This is a genomic window from Rhizobium sp. 18065, from assembly GCF_902706095.1.
Taxonomy (GTDB): domain Bacteria; phylum Pseudomonadota; class Alphaproteobacteria; order Rhizobiales; family Rhizobiaceae; genus Allorhizobium.
This window is the reverse complement of sequence record NZ_CACSJP010000001.1, coordinates 878,571-897,358: the sequence shown is the minus strand read 5'-3', so window position 1 is coordinate 897,358 and position 18,788 is coordinate 878,571. Positions and strand designations below refer to the sequence as shown.

General features: G+C 61.6%; 22 protein-coding genes. 8 read left to right on the top strand and 14 right to left on the bottom strand.

Annotated features, from left to right (window positions below; genetic code table 11):
• Window positions 1-134: 134 nt before the first annotated feature.
• Genes GVK95_RS04265 through GVK95_RS04255 form a run of 3 tightly spaced genes read right to left on the bottom strand, consistent with a single transcriptional unit; the run spans window position 135 to window position 3,919 of the window.
• Window positions 135-2,063 carry a DUF2207 domain-containing protein gene (locus tag GVK95_RS04265; RefSeq protein WP_159946849.1) on the bottom strand — a complete coding sequence of 643 codons (1,929 nt, stop codon included), beginning with the start codon at window positions 2,061-2,063 and terminating at the stop codon, window positions 135-137.
• Between the two features lie 5 nt (window positions 2,064-2,068).
• On the bottom strand, window positions 2,069-3,334 hold the full coding sequence (locus GVK95_RS04260; RefSeq protein ID WP_159947470.1) for a 3-phosphoshikimate 1-carboxyvinyltransferase: 1,266 nt from the start codon (window positions 3,332-3,334) through the stop codon (window positions 2,069-2,071).
• Between the two features lie 33 nt (window positions 3,335-3,367).
• Complete coding sequence (locus tag GVK95_RS04255) at window positions 3,368-3,919, bottom strand: LemA family protein (protein WP_159946847.1); 552 nt, start codon at window positions 3,917-3,919, stop codon at window positions 3,368-3,370.
• Between the two features lie 125 nt (window positions 3,920-4,044).
• Here GVK95_RS04255 and GVK95_RS04250 point away from each other — a divergent pair, with 125 nt between their 5' ends.
• Together GVK95_RS04250 and GVK95_RS04245 are read left to right on the top strand one after the other, a co-directional pair.
• Window positions 4,045-4,335 (top strand): type II toxin-antitoxin system RelE/ParE family toxin, encoded by a 291-nt coding sequence (locus tag GVK95_RS04250; protein WP_159946845.1) that lies wholly within the window; start codon window positions 4,045-4,047, stop codon window positions 4,333-4,335.
• Window positions 4,332-4,637: an addiction module antidote protein gene (locus GVK95_RS04245; protein ID WP_244618634.1), complete on the top strand. Its 306-nt coding sequence runs from the start codon at window positions 4,332-4,334 to the stop codon at window positions 4,635-4,637. The genes GVK95_RS04250 and GVK95_RS04245 overlap by 4 nt, the downstream gene beginning before the upstream one ends.
• Window positions 4,638-4,660: 23 nt before the next feature.
• On the opposite strand, the gene GVK95_RS04240 is transcribed toward GVK95_RS04245, so the two are convergent.
• The 7 genes from GVK95_RS04240 to GVK95_RS04210 all read right to left on the bottom strand — a co-directional run bounded on the left by GVK95_RS04240 (window position 4,661) and on the right by GVK95_RS04210 (window position 9,924).
• A complete protein-coding gene (locus GVK95_RS04240) occupies window positions 4,661-5,617 on the bottom strand; it encodes a glycine--tRNA ligase subunit alpha (protein WP_200844196.1) in 957 nt (318 codons plus the stop codon).
• Between the two features lie 110 nt (window positions 5,618-5,727).
• Complete coding sequence (locus GVK95_RS04235) at window positions 5,728-6,711, bottom strand: PAS domain-containing sensor histidine kinase (protein WP_159946843.1); 984 nt, start codon at window positions 6,709-6,711, stop codon at window positions 5,728-5,730.
• 291 nt (window positions 6,712-7,002) lie between these two features.
• Window positions 7,003-7,656: a class I SAM-dependent methyltransferase gene (locus tag GVK95_RS04230; protein WP_159946841.1), complete on the bottom strand. Its 654-nt coding sequence runs from the start codon at window positions 7,654-7,656 to the stop codon at window positions 7,003-7,005.
• 53 nt (window positions 7,657-7,709) lie between these two features.
• A complete protein-coding gene (locus GVK95_RS04225; protein ID WP_159946839.1) occupies window positions 7,710-7,901 on the bottom strand; it encodes a hypothetical protein in 192 nt (63 codons plus the stop codon).
• Between the two features lie 41 nt (window positions 7,902-7,942).
• Entirely contained in the window at window positions 7,943-8,806 is an 864-nt protein-coding gene (locus tag GVK95_RS04220) for a S49 family peptidase (protein WP_159946837.1), read from the bottom strand.
• Between the two features lie 95 nt (window positions 8,807-8,901).
• Window positions 8,902-9,687: a methyltransferase gene (locus tag GVK95_RS04215; RefSeq protein ID WP_159946835.1), complete on the bottom strand. Its 786-nt coding sequence runs from the start codon at window positions 9,685-9,687 to the stop codon at window positions 8,902-8,904.
• A 6-nt stretch (window positions 9,688-9,693) separates the two neighbouring features.
• Window positions 9,694-9,924, bottom strand: coding sequence for a DUF2007 domain-containing protein (locus tag GVK95_RS04210; protein ID WP_159946833.1), 231 nt, complete (start codon window positions 9,922-9,924; stop codon window positions 9,694-9,696).
• A gap of 106 nt (window positions 9,925-10,030) precedes the next feature.
• Between GVK95_RS04210 and GVK95_RS04205 the strand changes: the two genes are divergently transcribed.
• The 4 genes from GVK95_RS04205 (at window position 10,031) to moaB (ending at window position 14,470) form a co-directional block, all read left to right on the top strand.
• The gene (locus GVK95_RS04205; protein ID WP_159946831.1) at window positions 10,031-11,047 is read left to right on the top strand and encodes a polyprenyl synthetase family protein; all 1,017 of its coding nucleotides are present in this window, start codon (window positions 10,031-10,033) and stop codon (window positions 11,045-11,047) included.
• Between the two features lie 135 nt (window positions 11,048-11,182).
• On the top strand, window positions 11,183-12,994 hold the full coding sequence (locus tag GVK95_RS04200) for a tetratricopeptide repeat protein (RefSeq protein WP_159946829.1): 1,812 nt from the start codon (window positions 11,183-11,185) through the stop codon (window positions 12,992-12,994).
• 4 nt (window positions 12,995-12,998) lie between these two features.
• The gene (locus GVK95_RS04195; protein ID WP_159946827.1) at window positions 12,999-13,928 is read left to right on the top strand and encodes a 4-(cytidine 5'-diphospho)-2-C-methyl-D-erythritol kinase; all 930 of its coding nucleotides are present in this window, start codon (window positions 12,999-13,001) and stop codon (window positions 13,926-13,928) included.
• Entirely contained in the window at window positions 13,925-14,470 is a 546-nt protein-coding gene (moaB, locus tag GVK95_RS04190) for a molybdenum cofactor biosynthesis protein B (RefSeq protein WP_159946825.1), read from the top strand. The genes GVK95_RS04195 and moaB overlap by 4 nt, the downstream gene beginning before the upstream one ends.
• A 16-nt stretch (window positions 14,471-14,486) precedes the next feature.
• Here the strand turns inward: moaB and GVK95_RS04185 are convergent, their stop codons facing one another.
• Window positions 14,487-15,008, bottom strand: a complete 522-nt coding sequence (locus tag GVK95_RS04185; RefSeq protein WP_007597658.1) for a hypothetical protein — start codon at window positions 15,006-15,008, stop codon at window positions 14,487-14,489.
• Window positions 15,009-15,151: 143 nt separating this feature from the next.
• Between GVK95_RS04185 and GVK95_RS04180 the strand changes: the two genes are divergently transcribed.
• Both GVK95_RS04180 and GVK95_RS04175 read left to right on the top strand, forming a co-directional pair.
• Window positions 15,152-16,309: a PA0069 family radical SAM protein gene (locus GVK95_RS04180; protein WP_159946823.1), complete on the top strand. Its 1,158-nt coding sequence runs from the start codon at window positions 15,152-15,154 to the stop codon at window positions 16,307-16,309.
• A gap of 242 nt (window positions 16,310-16,551) precedes the next feature.
• Window positions 16,552-17,220 (top strand): ribonuclease HII, encoded by a 669-nt coding sequence (locus GVK95_RS04175; protein WP_159946822.1) that lies wholly within the window; start codon window positions 16,552-16,554, stop codon window positions 17,218-17,220.
• A gap of 135 nt (window positions 17,221-17,355) precedes the next feature.
• Here GVK95_RS04175 and GVK95_RS04170 read toward each other — a convergent pair whose 3' ends face one another.
• From GVK95_RS04170 to GVK95_RS04160, 3 genes are all read right to left on the bottom strand, one after another.
• Complete coding sequence (locus tag GVK95_RS04170; protein WP_159946821.1) at window positions 17,356-17,841, bottom strand: F0F1 ATP synthase subunit B; 486 nt, start codon at window positions 17,839-17,841, stop codon at window positions 17,356-17,358.
• Between the two features lie 5 nt (window positions 17,842-17,846).
• Window positions 17,847-18,437, bottom strand: coding sequence for a F0F1 ATP synthase subunit B (locus GVK95_RS04165; RefSeq protein WP_159946820.1), 591 nt, complete (start codon window positions 18,435-18,437; stop codon window positions 17,847-17,849).
• An 81-nt stretch (window positions 18,438-18,518) separates the two neighbouring features.
• Window positions 18,519-18,746, bottom strand: coding sequence for a F0F1 ATP synthase subunit C (locus GVK95_RS04160; protein ID WP_110789738.1), 228 nt, complete (start codon window positions 18,744-18,746; stop codon window positions 18,519-18,521).
• Window positions 18,747-18,788 lie beyond the last annotated feature (42 nt).

Genomic DNA, 18,788 nt, shown 5'->3' with positions numbered 1-18,788 from the left:
GTCCGTTCGCACAATCTCGAAATTCGCGACATTGAATGTGAATGGCCCACGAACGCGCGATTTCATGTCGTAGAGCGCGGCGGTTCACCAGAGCAAGGCTGTCTGGCGACCCTCTTCAGCGGACATGATATTTTCTACCACCCTCCGCCGCCACCGCCGCCACCACCACCGCCGGAGGATCCACCGGAGGAAAAGCCGGAGGTCGATGAGGACGAGGAACTGGGTGGCGGGGCTGGAATGGTCGAGGCGATGGTGGTTGCCATCGAGGAGGAGAAACCGCCGATGCGGTCGCCGAACGTGCCGCGATTGCGGCCGTGATACCACATCGGCTGATAGGGATCGGCATCGGCGCGGGCTGCGGCCAGCCAGGTCTCGAAGGTTGACGACCAGGGTTTTTCAACCCCGAGCGCCACGGCATAAGGCAACAGCGTTTCGAAATGCGAAGGCGACATGGTCGGGGCGCCGGCCATGTTCATCCGGTCCTTCTCGGCCAGCGTCATGTAGATGCGCAGGCCCTCGATGCCGTCCATCAGCTTGCGGCCGAGCGGGGTTGGCGCATCCATCAGGAAGAAGAAGAGGAAATTGGCGAGAATGATGCCGCCGATGGCGATGATCACATGCAACTGGCCGCTGTGCGACAGGTCGAACAGGATCGACATCACGATCGTGCCGAAGATCGACAGGCCGACAAAGCCGACGAAGGCGGCGATGACGATTGAAACGATCCGGGTGAGCAGAGGCGCCCCGCGCCGCAGCCCCTTGCCGATGCCGACCGAGAAAATGCCGAAGAACACCGCGAAGAAGGTGGGTACGATCATCAGCGCCACCGTGTCTTCCTGCAGGTCGCCGAATATCAGCAGCAGGGCGAGGATGACAACGCTGAGGGCGATGCCGCCGGCGATATAGCCGGTATTGCCGCGGTAATATTTGCCGCGATGTTCCTTCTCGATCGCCGTACGAAAGCTGTTGCCGACCTGCTGGACACGTTTGCCATTGGCCTTGTCGATGGTCAGCGTATCACCCTTCGAGCCGACGGCTGCGAGCAGGCTTTCCTGTCCGGAAGGCAGCTTGTCCTTGGCCGGTTTTGCCGTGCGGGTCAGCGTGATGGAATTCTCCAGGTCATCCAGGCTGATGTAGCCCTTGACGGCGAGATCGAGCGCGGATGCCGACAGGGCGGTCCAGCCGCCGTTGGAAAAACCCTTGTTGTCGACATAGTTGACCAGCGCCGGCGAGATGCCGTCGGGCGCATCCCAGCGCGGCACCACGATGCCCTTGGCCGGATCGCGGCCAACGGCCAGCCAGGATCGCAGGTAGTAGCCCAGGACGAGGATAAGGCCGCCGATGGAAAAGATGTCGGCGAAATTGTCGCGCAGATACCACCAGAAGCCCGTCTCCGGCTCGGGGGCCGCCACCGTGCCCTTCGGCATGGCAAGCACGATGGTCATGCCCTCCTGCGGACCAAGCGGCGCCGTGGTTTCGAATTCCAGACCGCCGCTGCCGGGGATCACGCGGGCATTTGTGTCGGTCGAGCCGCTGACGCCGGTGTACACGGCCGTTCTGGTCGGCTCTATATCGCCCGGCAGAGTGACGCTGGCGCTTGCCTCCTCGATCGGGAACATCCAGCCATTGCCGGTGACGTTCCAGTAGAGTTCGTCGTGGTCGTCGAAATAGCGGATCTGCCGGGCAGTGGTGTAGGTAATGACATAGGTATGCTCGCCGGGCTCGAGCGTTACGTCGGCCGATCCGGCATAAATGCGGATGCCGCCATCGACGGATTCGGTGTGATACGGTTCCGGCTCGCCGTCGCGCTCGACCGAGATCAGGTCGAACGCGACCTCGCGGCGCTTGCCGCGCTCATTGGTGTAGTAGAGCGGGAAATCGCGGAAAATGCCGCGCCTGATGTCGATGCCCTCGGCATTGACCGTAATGGTTTCCATCACCTCAAGGCTGGCATCCTCCGACACGGTGATATCGGCATGATAGCTGCGGATGACCTCCTCGGCCCATGCGCCGCATGCCGTCCAGAGAGTGAGAAGCAGGGCAGCGCAGAGGCGAAGGAGCATTGTGATTATCCGTTGGTTCTGGCCTGTTCGACACCAAGCGAGGCGAGTTCGTTCCAGTAGTCGGGATAGGTCTTGCCGACGCAATCGGGGTCGAGAATGGTGATATCGCGGATCTTCAGGCCGGCCAGCGCAAAGCTCATGGCGATGCGATGATCGGCGAAGGTGTCTATGTCAGCCGGCAGCGACTGACCGGACAGCGACGGATCGGCAGCCACGATCAGATCGTCGCCCTCCTCGGTTGCCAGGCCTTCCCGGATGTTGTTCAGCCCGGTCGACAGCGCGCGGATGCGGTCGCATTCCTTGACGCGCAGATTGGCTATGCCAACGAAGCGCACCGGGTGATTGTTGAAGGCAGCGAGCACGGCAATCGTCGGGATCGCGTCCTGCATCTGGCTGCCATCGATGACAGAAGGCATGTTTGGGAAAGCGGCAATAACGTCATAGGCCTTGGCATCGGGCTGAGTGAAGGCATCGGACGGCGTGCCGATATCGATCTTGCCGCCGGTCAGGACTTCGGCGCCCCAAAGGTAAGTGGCAGCCGACGCATCCGGCTCGATGTGGAAATCGGTCGCGGTGTAGCCGGTCGGCTGGATAACCCAGGATGACGGCGTCGGCTGTTCGACTCTCGCACCGAAGGCGCGCATGGCCGACAACGTCAGGTCGATATAACCGCGGGCGCCGATATCGGCACCGGCCAGCTCGATGGTGAAAGGTTCGGAGCCGCAGGCCGCTGCCATCTGCAGGGCCGATACATACTGGCTGGAGAGACCGGCATCGATGGTGACACGGTTCTTCCTGAACGATCCGTTGGCATCGATCGCGACCGGCGGGCAGCCGGACGGGGCTGCAATCGCGACGCCGAGCGACTGCAGCGCCTCGACCAGCGGCTTGATCGGCCGCTTGCGCATGTGCTCGTCGCCATCAACGACATAACGGCCCTTGCCGAGCGCAAGCGCTGCCGTCAGGAAGCGCGTGGCGGTGCCGGCATTGCCGAGGAAGAGCGGTTCGGCCGGCGCCTTCAACTCACCGGAACTGGTGACGACGAAGGTTGTCGCATCCGGCTCGTCGACGGTGACGCCCATGGCACGCAGGGCTTCCGCCATATAGCGGGTGTCATCGCTTTTCAGCGCGCCGGTGAGCCGGCTCGTGCCTTTGGCAAGACCTGCCAGAAGCAGAGCGCGGTTGGTGATCGACTTCGAGCCCGGAGGGCTCACCCGGCCGGTCAAGGCATGGGCAGGCGGAAGGATGGTCAGTCTGTCAGTCTTCATGATCTCGGTCTCGATGGGTGCGTCTGCGGGCAGACGTCAGAACTTGACCGTCGGTACCGCACGGTCGGCCTCGTTGGCAATCTCGAAATACGGCTTCTTGGAAAAGCCGAACTGGCCGGCAACGAGATTGTTGGGGAAGGTCTCGACCTTGACGTTCAGGTCGCGGGCGGCGCCGTTGTAATAACGCCGCGACATCTGGATTTCGCCTTCGATGGTTTCCAGCGACTTCTGCAGTTCGACGAAGTTCTCGTTGGCCTTCAGGTCCGGATAGGCTTCGGCAAGGGCGACGATCTTGCCGAGGGCAGCACCAAGAAGGCTTTCTGCGGCGGCACGACCTGCAACATCGCCGGCGGGCACGGCCTGGGCCTTGTTGCGCAATTCGATGACGCTTTCCAGCGTGCCCTTTTCATGGCCGGCATAACCCTTGACCGTCTCGATCAGGTTGGGGATCAGGTCGGCACGGCGCTTGAGCTGGACATCGATGCCCGACCAGGCCTCTTCGGCCATCTGGCGGGCTTTCACCAGGCCGTTATAGATCAAGACGACGAAGGCGGCGATGGCGGCAATAATGGCAAGCGTCGTGAACATATACATAGACCCCCAGTTGTTGACGGTTACCTTAAAGCAAACGACGCTTTATTGAAGAGCGGAGCAGACGAAAATGGAGTGGCGCAACTCTGTTGAAAAACCGTATCCGATTGGATACAATTCTGATGGACACGCTTGAAAAAACGGAATCCTTCGACGAATGGCTACGGTCACTCAAGGACCGGACAGGCAAGCTTCGAATTCTTGCCCGGCTGACATCGGCAGAACAGGGTAATTTCGGCGACTGTGCACCGGTGGGCGCAGACGTCTTCGAAATGCGCATCCACCACGGGCCAGGGTACCGGGTCTATTATACCCGTCGTGGCGTTACCGTTTACCTGCTTCTGATCGGCGGCGACAAGTCTTCGCAGAAACGGGACATCAAGAAGGCCATCGCGATGGCTGGTAGCCTATGAAAGAAGCGAACATGACCGTAACCAGAAAATTTGAGATCGCTGATTACCTCGACGACCCCGAGGCGATGCTTGAATATCTGGAACTGGCGATCGAAGACGAAAATCCCGACGTTTTTATTACAGCCTTGGGGCATGTCGCCAAGGCCAGGGGCATGTCGCAGATAGCCGAGCTTTCAGGCCTTGGTCGGGAAAGCCTTTACAAAGGGCTGAAATCCGGATCGAAGCTGCGATACCAGACGGTGCAAAAAGTGGTCAACGCCCTGGGTTTCCGACTGTCTCTCGAGCGCAACGACGCCGCCTGAGGGCAGCGTCACATAGCCTTGTATCAGGCCACCTTGCCGAAATTCACACCGCCGGCATCGGTCAGCAGAAACGCCTCGCCGCAGGCCTTGGCGAGCGTGCGCACGCGCAGGATATAGCTCTGGCGCTCGGTGACCGAGATCACGCCGCGGGCATCTAGCAGGTTGAAGACATGACTTGCCTTGATGCACTGATCGTATGCCGGGAAGACGCATTTGTGCAGGCGCTGGTTGTCGTTGTCCGACGGAGCGCCGGCGGCGAGAAGCGCCTTGCATTCGGTCTCGGCATCTATGAAGTGGCGATGCAGCATCTCGGTATTGGCGAATTCGAAGTTGTGGCGGGAATATTCCTGCTCGGCCTGCAGGAAGACGTCGCCGTAGGAGATCTTCTCTTCGCCTTCGCGGCCATTGAAGTTCAGGTCGTAGACGTTGTCGACGCCCTGAACATACATGGCGAGGCGCTCGAGGCCATAGGTCAGTTCGCCGGCGACCGGCGAGACGTCGATGCCGCAGACGGCCTGAAAATAGGTGAACTGCGAAACTTCCATGCCATCGCACCAGCATTCCCAGCCGAGACCCCAGGCGCCAAGCGTCGGGCTTTCCCAGTCGTCCTCGACGAAGCGCACGTCATGCAGCAGCGGGTCGAGGCCGATGGCCTTGAGAGAGCCAAGATACAGCTCCTGCAGGTTGGACGGATTGGGCTTCAGGATGACCTGATACTGGTAGTAATGCTGCATGCGGTTGGGGTTTTCGCCGTAGCGACCATCCGAAGGACGACGCGAGGGCTGGACATAGGCAGCCTTCCAGGGCTTTGGGCCCAGCGCACGCAGCGTCGTTGCCGGATGGAACGTGCCCGCGCCCACTTCCATGTCGTAGGGCTGCAGCACGGCGCAGCCCTTGTCGGCCCAATAGGCATGCAAAGTCAGGATCAGCGCCTGGAAGGAACGCTTCGGGTCCATATGCGGGGCAAGAGACGTGGTCATGGGATATCGTCCAGAACTTGGCTAAAAATGCGTGGCCCGTCTGGTGCCACGATGGAGCTGACGGGTCAAGCATGTGGAGAGGATTGCCGGCGCCCGCGCGCGATTGCGGCCTAGCGATCCAGATCGGCGGCCTGGTTCAACCGGCCGCTGAGCGAGAAGATCACGCCGTCCGGCAGGAAGTGGATCTTTGCCTCGCCCTTGAACAGGTCCGAGACAACGCGCTCCGTCAGCCTCGAGCCGAAGCCGCGACGGCTCGGTTCCCTGACCGGCGGACCACCGCTTTCGCGCCAGTCAAAGAAGAAGCCCTCCTCCCCCTGCCGGGCCCAACTGACTTCGACACGCCCGCCCGGCGAGGACAGGGCACCGTATTTGGTCGCATTGGTCGCCAGCTCATGAATGGCCAACGACAGGCCAAGCGCCTGTTGCGCCGACAGAAAAACGTTCGGACCCTGCATCTGGAAGCGCGTCTCGCTGTCGCTGTGGGGAGCGACGGCGGCATTGGCGATCGCCGACACCTCGGCTGCCGTCACGCTCATGCCGGTGAGCAGATCCTGTGCCTTGGCCAGCGCCTGAATGCGGGCGGATATCGTCGAGGCCGCGTCCGACAGGGACGAGGCGCCGCGCAGGGTCTGACTGATGATCGACTGGACCATCGCCAGGGTGTTTTTCATCCGGTGGGCGAGTTCGCGATTGAGAAGCTTGAGTTCCTGCTCATGCTGTTCGCGCTCAAGGATATGGCTCGTTGCACCGGCATAAGCCTGTTCGAGGGCCTCGCGATCCCTCATTGCCCCTGTCGTTTCCGTGACGACATTCAAGATGCCGCGGATATCACCGGCATCGTCATGGAGCGGACTGTAGGAAAAGGTAAAATAGGTCTGCTCCTCGTAACCGTTGCGGGTCATGATAAGCGGCAGGTTTTCGATCCAGGTGCCCTTGCCGGCAAGAGCACTGCGGACGAAAGGAAGCACGTCCTCCCAGACATCGGCCCAAAGCTCCTTGAACGGCTTGCCAATCGCAGGCTGGCGCTTGCCCAGCATCGGCATATAGGCATCGTTGTGAAACTGCAGCAGGTCGTCACCCCACCAGAAACACATGGGTTGACCAGAAGAGAGAACAAGTCGGAGCGTGGTTTTCAGCGACTGCGGCCAATGATCGATCGGCCCCAACTCGGTCGAGGCCCAATCAAAACTGCAAATTTCATTTGCAGCCTCTCCGCCGGTCTTGAGGAATTCCTGCGTGCGAATAGTGCTACCCCTTCGAGGCCATCGTCACCAGCCGGCAGAAGAGCCTTTGCTTCTCCGCCCGGCATATTGATCAATTGATTGGCAAAATAGGGCGAAACACGCGGCAACTCAAGACGTCGGGCCGGAGCGAAACGCGTGGAATCAAAGCGTGCCGCGCCGGCGGAATGTGCTGAACTGGAATTTTTGCACCGATCCCCACGGCGTATGATGCTCATGGCTGATACTGCCGAGCAGATCAAAATCGGGACCGAGCAACCGTTGCAGGCTTTTGCCGTCGTGACGGACAACCGGGAGACCGCTGCATTTTTCCGGTCCGTCCGGCGCAAACGTGCCGATAACCGCCACGCCTCCGGGCAGCAGCGCTGATTTCAAAACGGCGACATAGGCGCTCTGGTCGCCGGTTTCGGTCAGGAAATGGAATGCGGCCCTGTCGTGCCAAGCGTCGAAATGCCGCTCAGGTCTCCAGGCGCGCGCGTCGGCGACGACCCAGTCGATCCCGCTCGCACCTGACAGGCGTTGTCGGGCGCGATCGAGAGCGGCAGCGGACAGGTCAACTACCGTGACATGGGCCTGTCCGGCGCCGATCAGGGCATCCACCAGTGCCGAGGCTCCACCACCGACATCAACGACGGCCGCTTCCAGACCGATGCCGGCCGAGCGCAACAGCGACACGGACAGATCGGGACGCTCCTCATACCAGCTGACTTCGTTTTCGGCCTTGTGACGATAGACATTGTTCCAATGATCGCGTGCTTGAAGCACGGTTGCATCATCAGGCTGCGCTTCATCTGCCATCGGTAATCCTCAAGACTTCGGCCAAACGCAGGCACCCCTCTCGCAGGCCAAGACTATTCGTCTTCGCGCCTCACCCGGTATTCGCCGGTTTCCTTGTCCTGGATCAGCGTGCCGATGGCGCCGGTCTCGCGCTCCTTCTCGGCTGCACGAGACTTCTTTGCCAGCCTTTCCGCATCGCTGACAAATTTCCGGTAGAGCAGCCAGCCGCCGCCGAACAGCAGGCCGAAAAATATCAGTTGCGCCATATCCCCTCGCCCCGTCGCATCTTATTGTTGTCGTGCCGAGGTCAAAGACCGTAGCGCGACCACAATGCCTTTTCCTCAAGTGTGTCGGCAAGTCCCGACACGGCCTGAGCAGCAATCTGGTCGATGGAACCGAAGGCATCAACGCCCGTCACGCGCTTGCCGAACAGGCTCTTGGAACCGCTGATCAGTTCCAGCCTGGCATCCTTGCCATACCGCGTCTTGATTTCCTGGCGCATATTGCCGAGCCGGTCGACAAGGCCAAGTTCGACGCCGCGACGGCCTGTCCAGAACAGGCCGGAGAACAAGGTCGGATCGTCGGCCAGAAGCACGCCGCGCCGAGCCTTGACCATGTCGATAAAGATCTCGTGGATCTCCAGCTGCAGGGTCTTGAGATATTCGATGTCGCCTTCTTTTTCCGGCTGGAAGGGATCGAGGATCGCCTTGTTTTCGCCAGCGGTATAGACGCGGCGCTCGACGCCAATCTTCTTCAAAAGCTCCGGGAAACCGAAGCCGCCGGAGACCACGCCGATGGAGCCGACAATCGAGGTCGCGTCGACAATGATCTCGTCGCCGGCAATCGCGAGCATATAACCGCCCGACGCAGCCACATCCTCGACGAAAACGAGGACGCGCTTGTTCTTCTCTTCGGCAAGGGCGCGGATACGGTCAAAGATCATGCGCGACTGGACCGGCGAACCGCCGGGAGAATTGATCGACAGAGCGACGGCCGGACTGTCCTTCATGGCGAAGGCCTTTTCCAGCTGCGGCGCGACACTGGCAAGATTAAGCGCGGGCCGGAACTTTGAGCCACCGCTCATGATTGCACCATGCAGACGCACGACAGGGATGACGGTCCCCTGCTTGCGGAAGCGTTTCGGCACCAGCCGCTTCAAAAAATCTGCCATGGACGCACTATCTCCTACCTGTCAAAACCTTGTCGAGATGTAAGACGCCGGCCCCCAAACGCAATGGCTGCATGCAAAATTCGGGCGACGCACGATCAACGCAGGCGGACGTAGCCGACGCGGCCGTTGTTCAGGTCATCGACGAGAGGCGCGAAGGCATGGCTGTCTTCGCGGTCATGCATCAAAAGCGGCGCGCGCAATTGCAGACGCGCCCGCGACCCCTTGATCGCGGTCACCAGAATGCGCGTCGCGTTTTCGCCCGGCCGCGGATGGATGGCGGTTATCTCGACGCCGCCGAAGCGGCGGTCGCAGGCGGAAATGATCTCGGCGATCGATTGCGGCCTCGCGATCAGCGACAATTGTCCACCGGACATGGCGATGGCGCCAGCGGTTCGGATCCAGCTTTCGAACAGATTTTCGGTCATCGCATGTGCTTCGGCTTTCAAGGCATCCGGCGCCCGACGGTCGCTGGCATCGTTGAACGGCGGGTTCATGATCACATGATGGAAACTGTTATCACCAAGGCCGGCGGCAAACCGGGCACGACCGGTCAACGTGACGTCCGTTTCGAGAACCGATATACGGCTGGCGAATTGTGCGTTTTCAACCAGTGCGAGGCTCTTGCGGGCAAATTCCGCCATGTCCGCCGAGCGTTCAACGAGCACCACTGCGGCACCCGGCAGGCGCGAGGCCACGGCAAATCCGGCAGCACCCGCCCCCGCCCCCAGGTCCGCCACACGACATGGACCGTCCTGCAACACCAGCGATGCAAGCAGCATCGCATCCATACCAGCCCTGTGGCCCCGGCCGCGCGGCTGGACCAGATGGAAGCGGCCGCGGTGAAAGGCGTCGATTGTTTCGGTGGTCGGCTGGAGCAACATCGGGCTTCAGGCCTCGTTGTCTCTCAGCTCGGCCGCAAGGCCCGCATCCGTCAGGATCCGCCGTGCCTGATCGACCTCGTCTGAATCGACCAGCAGCCTGCGCTGCAGCATGCCCAGCGATCCTTCAAGAATGCTCATCTGCTGGTCGGCTATCATCACGGAGATCCCGGCATCGCGCATCAGGCTTTCGGCAAAGGAGAGAAGGACAATGTCGTTCGAACGGATGATCTCGTGCATTTTATCCAGAAAACCTTCTTCTTTACCGTTCCGGGACAATTCGCCCCTTGCCGAGGGTGCCGCGGCTTTTTATTGTCGAGACAGAATTGAACAGGAGTCCGGTGCGTTGGGCGTAGTCATACCGCTTGAGGAAAACAAAAACAAACAGGCTTCCATCAAGCCCTTGGTGGACCTGACCAAAAGCGGCATGGAACGGGTGAACCAGCTGATCCTGTCGAAGGCGGGCTCGGACGTTCAGATGATCCCGGAAGTCGCCAACCACCTGATTTCATCGGGCGGCAAGCGGCTGCGGCCGATGCTGACTTTGGCGACCGCCTCGATGTTCGGCTACGAGGGCGAGCATCACATCAAGCTGGCGACCGCGGTCGAATTCATGCACACGGCAACGCTTTTGCATGACGACGTGGTCGACGAAAGCGATCTCCGGCGTGGCAAATCGACGGCGCGCACCATCTGGGGCAACCAGGCCAGCGTTCTGGTCGGCGACTTCCTGCTCGGCCAGGCTTTCCGGATGATGGTCGATGTCGGCTCGCTCGATGCGCTCGACGTGCTGTCGACGGCGGCCTCGGTGATCGCCGAAGGCGAAGTGCTGCAGCTGTCCGTCGCCAAGAACATGGAGACCACCGAAGACGACTATCTGTCGGTGATCCGGGCCAAGACGGCCGCGCTGTTTGCAGCGGCTGCCGAAGTCGGACCGATCGTCGCCCAGACTGACAAGGCGACGCGCAATGCGCTGAAATCCTACGGCATGAATCTCGGCCTCGCCTTCCAGCTGGTCGACGACGCGCTGGACTACGGCGGCAAGGCTGCCGATCTCGGCAAGAATGTCGGCGACGATTTCCGCGAAGGCAAGATTACCCTGCCGGTGATCCTGTCCTACCGCCGCGGTACATCCACCGAACGCGACTTCTGGCGGGAATCGATCGAAGGCGGCCAGAACGACGACGCCCGGCTCGAAAAGGCCCTGGGGCTGATCAGCCGCTATGGTGCACTCAGCGAAACGATCCAGCGGGCGCAGCATTACGGTACGATCGCCCGCGATGCGCTGGCACCCTTGCCGGAAACGCCGTGGAAAGACGCGCTCAACGACGTGATCGACTTCTGCATCGCCCGGGTGAACTGACCCGGGCAATTGTGACGTATGGGCCGATTGCCTTGCGGGTCCGCTTCAAAAAAGCCATTCTATGGGTGAATCATCGCGCGTCGTTCCCATATAAGAATGACCTGCGCACTTTATCGGTTCTTGAAAGGCTCGTTCATGCGGCAAAGTCCCGCCACTCGTTTTCTCGCCGGCACTGCACTGGCGCTGCTTCTCAGCGTCTTCCAAGCCCCGATTGCTTTCGCGGCGTCGCCGGAAAAACCGGCAGAAACAGAGAGTTTCGACCTTGAAAGCGTGGACAGCTTTGCCGGCGCCTTTCTGGCTGCCCGCACGGCAGAAGCCGACCGCGACTACGCCAATGCCATCCTGCTCTACAAGAAGGCACTCGAGCTTTCGCCGAATGAGCTGGATATCCAGCAGCGGCTGATGATCGCCCTGATCATGAACGGCGATTTCGACGAAGGCGCCAAGCTCGCCAAGGAACTGGAAAACGATCCCGCCGTCGAGCGGGTGACCTCCGTTGCGCTCGGATTCCAGGCGATCCGCGATGGACGCTATGACGACGCACTGAAGAGCTTCAAATACGAAGGTCCGAACGACCTCGACCGGCTGATGAACGAATTGCTGGTGGCCTGGACCAAGGTCGGCGAAGGCAAGGGCAAGGAAGCGCTCGATCTGGTCAAGGGTCTGAAAGGGCCAAGTTGGTATGCGATCTTCCGCAACTACAATGTGGGCGTGATCGCCGCCCTGACCGGCGATGACGATGCGGCCCGCAAGGCACTGACCGACACGCTGATCGACCGCAGCGGCGGCGCGACCGCGCCGGATACCTTTGCCCGGGCAGTGATTGCACTGGCGACGCTCGAAGCCAATGCCGGCAACAGGCAGAAGGCACTGGATGCACTGGCGGCCGGTGACGAACTGATCAACAATTACGCACCGTTCAAGGCATTGCGCGACGAGATCGAAGCCGGCGGCAAGCCGAAGCCTATGGTCGAGACTGCAGCCCAGGGCGCAGCCGGCGTGCTGTTTTCCATCGGTGGCGCGCTCAACCGCGAAGGCGCCGAAGACACGGTGATGCTCTATCTGCAGCTGTCACACGCGCTGGACAAGGAAGCGGCCGATACATTGGTCCTGCTCGGCGGCATTGCGGAAAATGCAGAGCAGCCGGAAAAGGCGATCGAATTCTACCGCCAGGTGCCGGAAACCTCGCCGATGCGGCGGATCTCCGAACTGCAGCTCGGCCTGACGCTGGCGGAAACCGGCAAGGTTGACGACGCGCGCAAGCATCTGCAGGGGCTGATTGCCTCCGATCCGAAGGATGTGCGCAGTTATCTCGCCTATGGCAGCGTGCTGTCCGAGGCCAAGGACTATGCGGCGATGGCCGCCAATTACGATACGGCTGTCGAGGTTATCGGCCAATCGCCGGTCAAGAGCCACTGGTCGATCTTCTTTCAGCGCGGCATCGCCAATGAACGGCTGAAGAGGTGGGACAGAGCCGAGCCGGACTTCCGCAAGGCGCTGGAGCTGAACCCGGAACAGCCGCAGGTTCTCAACTACCTCGGCTACTCCTGGGTCGACATGAACCGCAATCTCCAGGAAGGCCTGGAGATGATCAAGAAGGCCGTCGATCTGCGGCCGGATGACGGCTATATCGTCGATTCGCTCGGCTGGGCTTACTATCGCCTCGGACGTTTCGACGAATCGGTGGCCGAACTGGAGCGGGCAGCGGAACTGCGCGCCGGCGACGCGACGATCAACGACCATCTGGGCGACGCCTACTGGCGCGTTGGCCGCAAGCTCGAGGCCACCTATCAGTGGAAACGCGCACTGGCCTCCGAGCCGGAAGAGGCAGAAGTGCCGAAGATCCAGGCGAAGATCGACAAGGGCATGCCGCCCGTCGAAGCCGATGCCGCCAAGATCGATCAAAAGCCGGTCGACGCGCCGAAGAAAGACGACAAGAAGACCTGATCCGATGAACGGTCTCGACGATCCGGCGAGAGCCCCGGTCGAGGAGACCGCGCGCGCCAAGGTCAATCTCGCGCTGCATGTAACCGGGCGCCGGGCGGATGGTTATCATCTGCTCGACAGCATGGTGACCTTTGCCGAAGACGGTGACGAGTTGACCTTCCGGCCGGCGGAGGCCGACAGCCTGACATTGGCCGGGCCCTTTGCCCGCAGCCTCTCGCTTGGCCCGGCAAAGCCCGAGGACAATCTCGTTCTCCAGGCACGCGACCGTTTGCGCGCCGTTCTTGATCAGCATGGGCAGTCCTGGTCGCCGGTCTCCATCACGCTGGAAAAGAACCTGCCGGTTGCGGCCGGTATCGGTGGCGGCTCGGCCGATGCGGCGGCGACCCTGCGCGGGCTGATGCGGCTGTGGCAGGCGGACCTGCCCGCAGACGCGCTGGCAGACCTTGCGCTGTCGCTTGGTGCCGATGTGCCGATGTGCCTTCGCTCGGCTCCGCTGAGGGCACAGGGCATTGGCGAGGCAATTACGCCGCTCGCCCTCCCCGCCTTTCCGATGGTGCTGCTCAATCCGCTGATGCCGGTCTCGACACCGGAGATCTTTCGCAGGCTTGAACGACGCGACAATGCGCCGATGGCGGACCTGCCCGCGGAACCCGATGCAGAAGCATGGCGCGCGGCCTTCGCGCAGCTTCGCAACGACCTGCAGCCACCGGCCGAAGCGCTTGTGCCCGAAATCGCGGAAGCCTGTGGTCTGTTGCGCGAGAGCCTCGCGGTCTTTGCTGGCATGTCCGGATCAGGCGCCACCTGCTTCGGTCTCTACGACAGCGAGGCGGCGGCACTTAAGGCGGCACTGGCGCTATCGGCCTATCGGCCACAGTGGTATGTGCTTCTGACCCGCACGGTCGCCCATGAGCGCGAGCAAGGAGACGGAGCATGAGCCGGATCGACGAAAGCCGTCCCTTCATTCCGGTAGGCATTGCCGTGCTCACCGTATCGGACACACGGCGTCTGGACGACGACCGCTCCGGCGACACGCTGGTCGCCCGGATCGCGGAGGCCGGTCACAGGCTCGTCGCGCGCGCCATCGTCCAGGACGACAAGGCGGCGATCTTCGATCAGGTTCAGACCTGGACAAGCGACGACGCCATCGATGTGGTGATCACCACCGGTGGCACGGGCTTTACCGGACGCGACGTTACGCCGGAAGCGCTGGAACCGCTGTTCGAAAAGCGCATGGACGGCTTTTCCGAGGTGTTTCACCGGATTTCCTATGACAAGATCGGCACCTCGACCATCCAGTCGCGGGCGACCGGCGGCGTCGCCAATGCGACGTTCATCTTCGTGCTGCCAGGATCGCCCGGCGCCTGCAAGGATGCCTGGGATGGTATATTGAAGCTGCAACTCGACTACCGGCACATGCCGTGCAATTTCGTCGAGATCATGCCACGGCTCGACGAACACCTGACGCGCGCCAAGTAATCTGGCCCGACGGCTGTCACCGCCGCGCTTCGCGGGCAACCCAGGACGGGATGATCTCGGAAGCCAGCCGGCGCGGCTTTTGGCCATGGGCCAGATGCTGGAGATCCATGCCCGAGCGGACCAGTGACTGTGCGTGGCGCTTGGGCAGCAGCAGGCCATTTTCCAGTGGCGGGCGGGACCGGGTCAAACGGCGATAGAACGGCAGCCGGTAGGCGCGTGATTCCGAAAAACGAGCCGGGACCTTGTTGAGCGCGACATATTCGGCGACCTCGTCGATCCAGCCTTGTGTCAATCGGGCTCCGGGTTCGACGAGAAGCAGCCACTCGCCGCGCACGGAACCGAGCAATTCCTTCATGTCCCATTGCTGATAAAAGCGGCAGCCTGCGGCATCCGCCACGAAGGACGAGCCGTCCTTGGAGCCATGGTCCAGGACGATCACATCGCTCACAAGCCCTTCCACGGCGCCGGCTACCAGAACCGACAGCGTCTGCGCGAGCTCTGGCTCCTGATCGCGGCATTCCATGATCACTGTCAACATTGCCTATCTCTATCGCATTGCACAAAGATTTGCCACTGCTTTGCGATTGGCCGATTTTCTATTTTGTTCTTGCATTGTTCTCATTGTTGATGGTAGGAATATAGTCATTCGGCGAGACTGATTGACCTCGCAAGGAGCTAAACATGAACGAGCTGTCTCTTGTGGGCCAGGCTGCCTTTCAGCCTGGCAATACGGCAGATATTGCCGATGCGGTGATGACCTCTTCCGGGCTGCGGATCGAGATCGACCGGCGCCGTGGTCGCGGGGCAACGCTCAATCCGGGCGGACGCTTCGAGCCGACCGAACGTGTTGCTTTCGACGACGGCTGGCAGAGCCTCGAGGACATGCCACCGTTCAAGACCGAGGTGCAGGTCGAGAAGCCGCGGACCATCATCACCCGCAACGAATCACCGGACATTCCCTTCGACCGTTCGATCAATCCCTATCGCGGCTGCGAGCATGGCTGCATCTATTGTTTCGCCCGTCCGACGCACAGCTATATGGGTCTTTCGGCCGGTCTCGACTTCGAGGCCAGGCTGTTTGCCAAGCCGGATGCACCGAAGCTTCTGGAACGAGAATTGTCGAAGCCGGGCTACAAGCCGCGGCCGATCGCCATCGGCACCAATACCGACCCCTATCAGCCGATCGAGCGGGAATGGCGGATCATGCGCCAGATCCTCGAAGTGCTCGACAAGGCCAACCATCCGGTGGTTATCGTCACAAAGTCGGCGCTGGTCATGCGCGACGTCGATATCCTGAAGTCGATGGCGGAGCGCGGCCTTGCCAAGGTCGGCATTTCGGTAACGACGCTAGACCGCAAGCTTGCCCGGCTGATGGAGCCGCGCGCGGCCACGCCAGCGCGACGGCTGGAGACGATCAAGGGCCTGTCGGAAGCCGGCATCCCGGTTGCCGTGATGCTAGGGCCAGTCATTCCGGCGCTGAACGACCATGAGATCGAACGAATTCTCGACAGCGGCAAGGCGGCCGGTGCGACGGAGGCCAGCTATGTGTTGCTGCGCCTGCCGCTCGAGGTCAGCCCGCTGTTTCGCGACTGGCTGCTGCAGCATTATCCGGACCGCTACCGGCATGTGATGTCGCTGGTGCGCTCGATGCGCGACGGCAAGGATTACGATGCCGAATTCGGCAAGCGCATGAAGGGCGCCGGCCCGTATGCCTGGCAGATCAGCCGCCGCTTCGAAATGGCAACGAAGCGTCTGGGCCTGACCCGCCGCAGCCTGCATCTGCGCGAAGACCTGTTCCTGTCGCCCAACAGCCATGGCGTGCAGTTGTCGCTGCTGTGAAACTGGCACTGTTGTGAAACTGGCGCCACACCAAGGCGCAAGCTCCCTATCGTGATGTCCGGGCGGCTGGCACCGCCTCGACGTCACGCTTCCCGGTTCATCCCGGGTTTCGTCTTCCGGCGCGGTTATCCGCCGCCTCGCGCCGGATGTGTCCCTGGTCAGCCGCCCCGGCCTCTCGCGTCCAACGAGAGGAAGGGACCAGGGGCTTGCAGGAGATCGGGTGCGCGTGCGATTTCTGCCGCATGAAAACGCGCACGCCACCCGATTCTCCCAGCCTGTTTCCCGATCTGCCGCTGGCGCCTGATTTCTCGATCGAGAGCCGCACGAGGCGGCGCGGGCTCTGGCCTGTTGCCGGAACCGACGAAGCCGGCCGCGGGCCGCTGGCAGGGCCTGTGGTGGCGGCTGCGGTCATCCTCGACCCGAAGCGTATCCCCGAGGGACTGAACGATTCGAAGAAGCTGTCGGCGGCCCAGCGCGAGCGGCTTTACGACGAGATCCTGGCAACGGCCACCGTCGCGATTGCCTCGTCTTCGCCCCGCCATATCGATGCGCGGGATATTCGCAAGGCAAGCCTTGACGCGATGCGGCGTGCCGTTGCCGGGCTCGAATTGAGCGCCATGCATGTGCTGGTCGATGGCAAGGATGTGCCGGACGGACTTTCCTGCTCGGGCACGGCAGTGGTCAAGGGCGACGCCCGATCCGTCTCGATTGCTGCCGCATCGATCCTTGCCAAGGTCATGCGGGATCGGATGATGGCGCGGGCCGGACTGGTTTATCCTCACTACGGCTTCGCACAGCACGCCGGTTATGGCACGGCGATGCATCGGGGGGCGATCGTCATCCATGGCCCCTGCCCGCTGCACCGGATGAGCTTTCGGCCGCTGCGGCAAGTCGATGTCACCACCGAATGACGCGACGCTCGAGCGTGTCCCAATCGCCTTGCTGAGCCAGTCTGGCTCCGTCTCGGCCGCGGCAGCGCTTCATAGTGTAGGCAACAAAAAAGCCGGGACAAGCCCGGCTTTTTCAATTCTATGCTGATCCTGTGATCAGTTCAGGCGGGACTTGACCTCGCCGACTGCGTTCTTGAACAGGTTGTCCTGAACGGCGCCATCGGTTTTCTTGGCCAGAACCTTTTCAGCCGCAGCAATGGCCAGATCGACGGCTGCCACGCGCACGGCATTTACCGCTTCGGTTTCGGCCTGCTTGATCTTCTGCTCCGAGAGCGCATTGCGGCGTGCAATGAATTCCTCGGTCTTCTGCCGGGCTTCAGCGGTCAGGGCAGCGGCTTCGCGTTCGGCCGCGGCAAGGATGCCGGCTGCCTCTGCTTCCGCTTCCTTGCGCTTGCGCTGGTATTCGGCCAGCAGATGCTGGGCCTCTTCGCGCAGGCGCTTGGCTTCCGCCAGTTCGTCGCGGATCTTGTCAGCGCGCTCGTCGAGCCCCTTGGCCATCATGCCCGGAACCTTCAGGTAGGCGAGCAGGACGAAGAAGAGAACCAGACCAACCAGGGCAAAAAATGTTGCGTCGAGATGCATGGCGATCACGCTCCCTGCTTGGCGGCGCCGGAAACGGCGGCCTTGATGTCAGCGGCGGTCGCCTTGGCGCCGATCAACTGTTCGACGATCGAGCCAACCGTGTCGATGGCAATCGTGTCGACTTCGGCAAATGCCTTGGCCTTGATCTCGCCAATGCGGACTTCGGCAGCGGCAATCTTGGCGGACAGATCCGCTTCGATGGCGGCGCGTTCCGCGTCGGCCTTGACCTTGGCTTCGTCGCGCGCAGCCGAGGCAATCTGGCCGGCTTTCGCCTTGGCCGCGCTCAGCTCGCGTTCGTAAGTTTCAATCGCAGCGTCGGCCTCCGACTTGAGGCGGGCTGCCTCGTCGAGATCCTGCGCAATGCGGTCGTGACGGTTTTCCAGGATACCGCCAACGCGCGGCACGATGACCTTCTGCATGAGCATGTAGAAGATGCCGAACGTGATCACCAGCCACAACAGCTGTGAGGCAAAAGTGCTGGTATCGAACGGTCCGAATATTGCCTTGCCGTGACCTTCGTCATGCGCAACGCCGGTTTCGGTGTGAAGCTGGCCTTCTGCCGGGATTTCCTCAGCAAAGGCGGGGGTCACAAACATGCTCACCTCCAGGTGTAGGCTCAAATGCACGAGATCACGGCTGCCGCGCGGGCGCGCCGTGATCCCAGACTGTAGTCGCTATCAGACGACGAACAGGAGAAGGAGAGCAACGAGCAGCGAGAAGATGCCCAGAGCTTCCGTGACGGCGAAGCCGAATACCAGACGGCCGAACTGGCTGTCAGCGGCAGACGGGTTGCGCAGGGCGCCCGACAGGTAGCTGCCGAAGATGTTGCCGAGGCCGAGAGCCGTGCCGGCCATGCCAAAGCAAGCCAGACCTGCGCCGATGTACTTTGCTGCTTCCGCTTCCATGAATGAACTCCTTCGAGATGGTTGTTTGCGGCTGTTGACTGG

Bases quoted from the DNA above. Each gene is read 5' to 3' on its own strand.
- GVK95_RS04200 (WP_159946829.1), top strand. From the start codon at position 11,183: ATGCGGCAAAGTCCCGCCACTCGTTTTCTCGCCGGCACTGCACTGGCG.
- GVK95_RS04185 (WP_007597658.1), bottom strand. From the start codon at position 15,008: ATGTTGACAGTGATCATGGAATGCCGCGATCAGGAGCCAGAGCTCGCG.
- GVK95_RS04160 (WP_110789738.1), bottom strand. From the start codon at position 18,746: ATGGAAGCGGAAGCAGCAAAGTACATCGGCGCAGGTCTGGCTTGCTTT.
- moaB (WP_159946825.1), top strand. From the start codon at position 13,925: ATGAGCCGGATCGACGAAAGCCGTCCCTTCATTCCGGTAGGCATTGCC.
- GVK95_RS04195 (WP_159946827.1), top strand. From the start codon at position 12,999: ATGAACGGTCTCGACGATCCGGCGAGAGCCCCGGTCGAGGAGACCGCG.
- GVK95_RS04265 (WP_159946849.1), bottom strand. From the start codon at position 2,063: ATGCTCCTTCGCCTCTGCGCTGCCCTGCTTCTCACTCTCTGGACGGCA.
- GVK95_RS04165 (WP_159946820.1), bottom strand. From the start codon at position 18,437: ATGTTTGTGACCCCCGCCTTTGCTGAGGAAATCCCGGCAGAAGGCCAG.
- GVK95_RS04250 (WP_159946845.1), top strand. From the start codon at position 4,045: ATGGACACGCTTGAAAAAACGGAATCCTTCGACGAATGGCTACGGTCA.
- GVK95_RS04255 (WP_159946847.1), bottom strand. From the start codon at position 3,919: ATGTTCACGACGCTTGCCATTATTGCCGCCATCGCCGCCTTCGTCGTC.
- GVK95_RS04210 (WP_159946833.1), bottom strand. From the start codon at position 9,924: ATGCACGAGATCATCCGTTCGAACGACATTGTCCTTCTCTCCTTTGCC.
- GVK95_RS04215 (WP_159946835.1), bottom strand. From the start codon at position 9,687: ATGTTGCTCCAGCCGACCACCGAAACAATCGACGCCTTTCACCGCGGC.
- GVK95_RS04245 (WP_244618634.1), top strand. From the start codon at position 4,332: ATGAAAGAAGCGAACATGACCGTAACCAGAAAATTTGAGATCGCTGAT.
- GVK95_RS04225 (WP_159946839.1), bottom strand. From the start codon at position 7,901: ATGGCGCAACTGATATTTTTCGGCCTGCTGTTCGGCGGCGGCTGGCTG.
- GVK95_RS04180 (WP_159946823.1), top strand. From the start codon at position 15,152: ATGAACGAGCTGTCTCTTGTGGGCCAGGCTGCCTTTCAGCCTGGCAAT.
- GVK95_RS04170 (WP_159946821.1), bottom strand. From the start codon at position 17,841: ATGCATCTCGACGCAACATTTTTTGCCCTGGTTGGTCTGGTTCTCTTC.
- GVK95_RS04175 (WP_159946822.1), top strand. From the start codon at position 16,552: ATGAAAACGCGCACGCCACCCGATTCTCCCAGCCTGTTTCCCGATCTG.
- GVK95_RS04235 (WP_159946843.1), bottom strand. From the start codon at position 6,711: ATGTGTTTCTGGTGGGGTGACGACCTGCTGCAGTTTCACAACGATGCC.
- GVK95_RS04230 (WP_159946841.1), bottom strand. From the start codon at position 7,656: ATGGCAGATGAAGCGCAGCCTGATGATGCAACCGTGCTTCAAGCACGC.
- GVK95_RS04220 (WP_159946837.1), bottom strand. From the start codon at position 8,806: ATGGCAGATTTTTTGAAGCGGCTGGTGCCGAAACGCTTCCGCAAGCAG.
- GVK95_RS04240 (WP_200844196.1), bottom strand. From the start codon at position 5,617: ATGACCACGTCTCTTGCCCCGCATATGGACCCGAAGCGTTCCTTCCAG.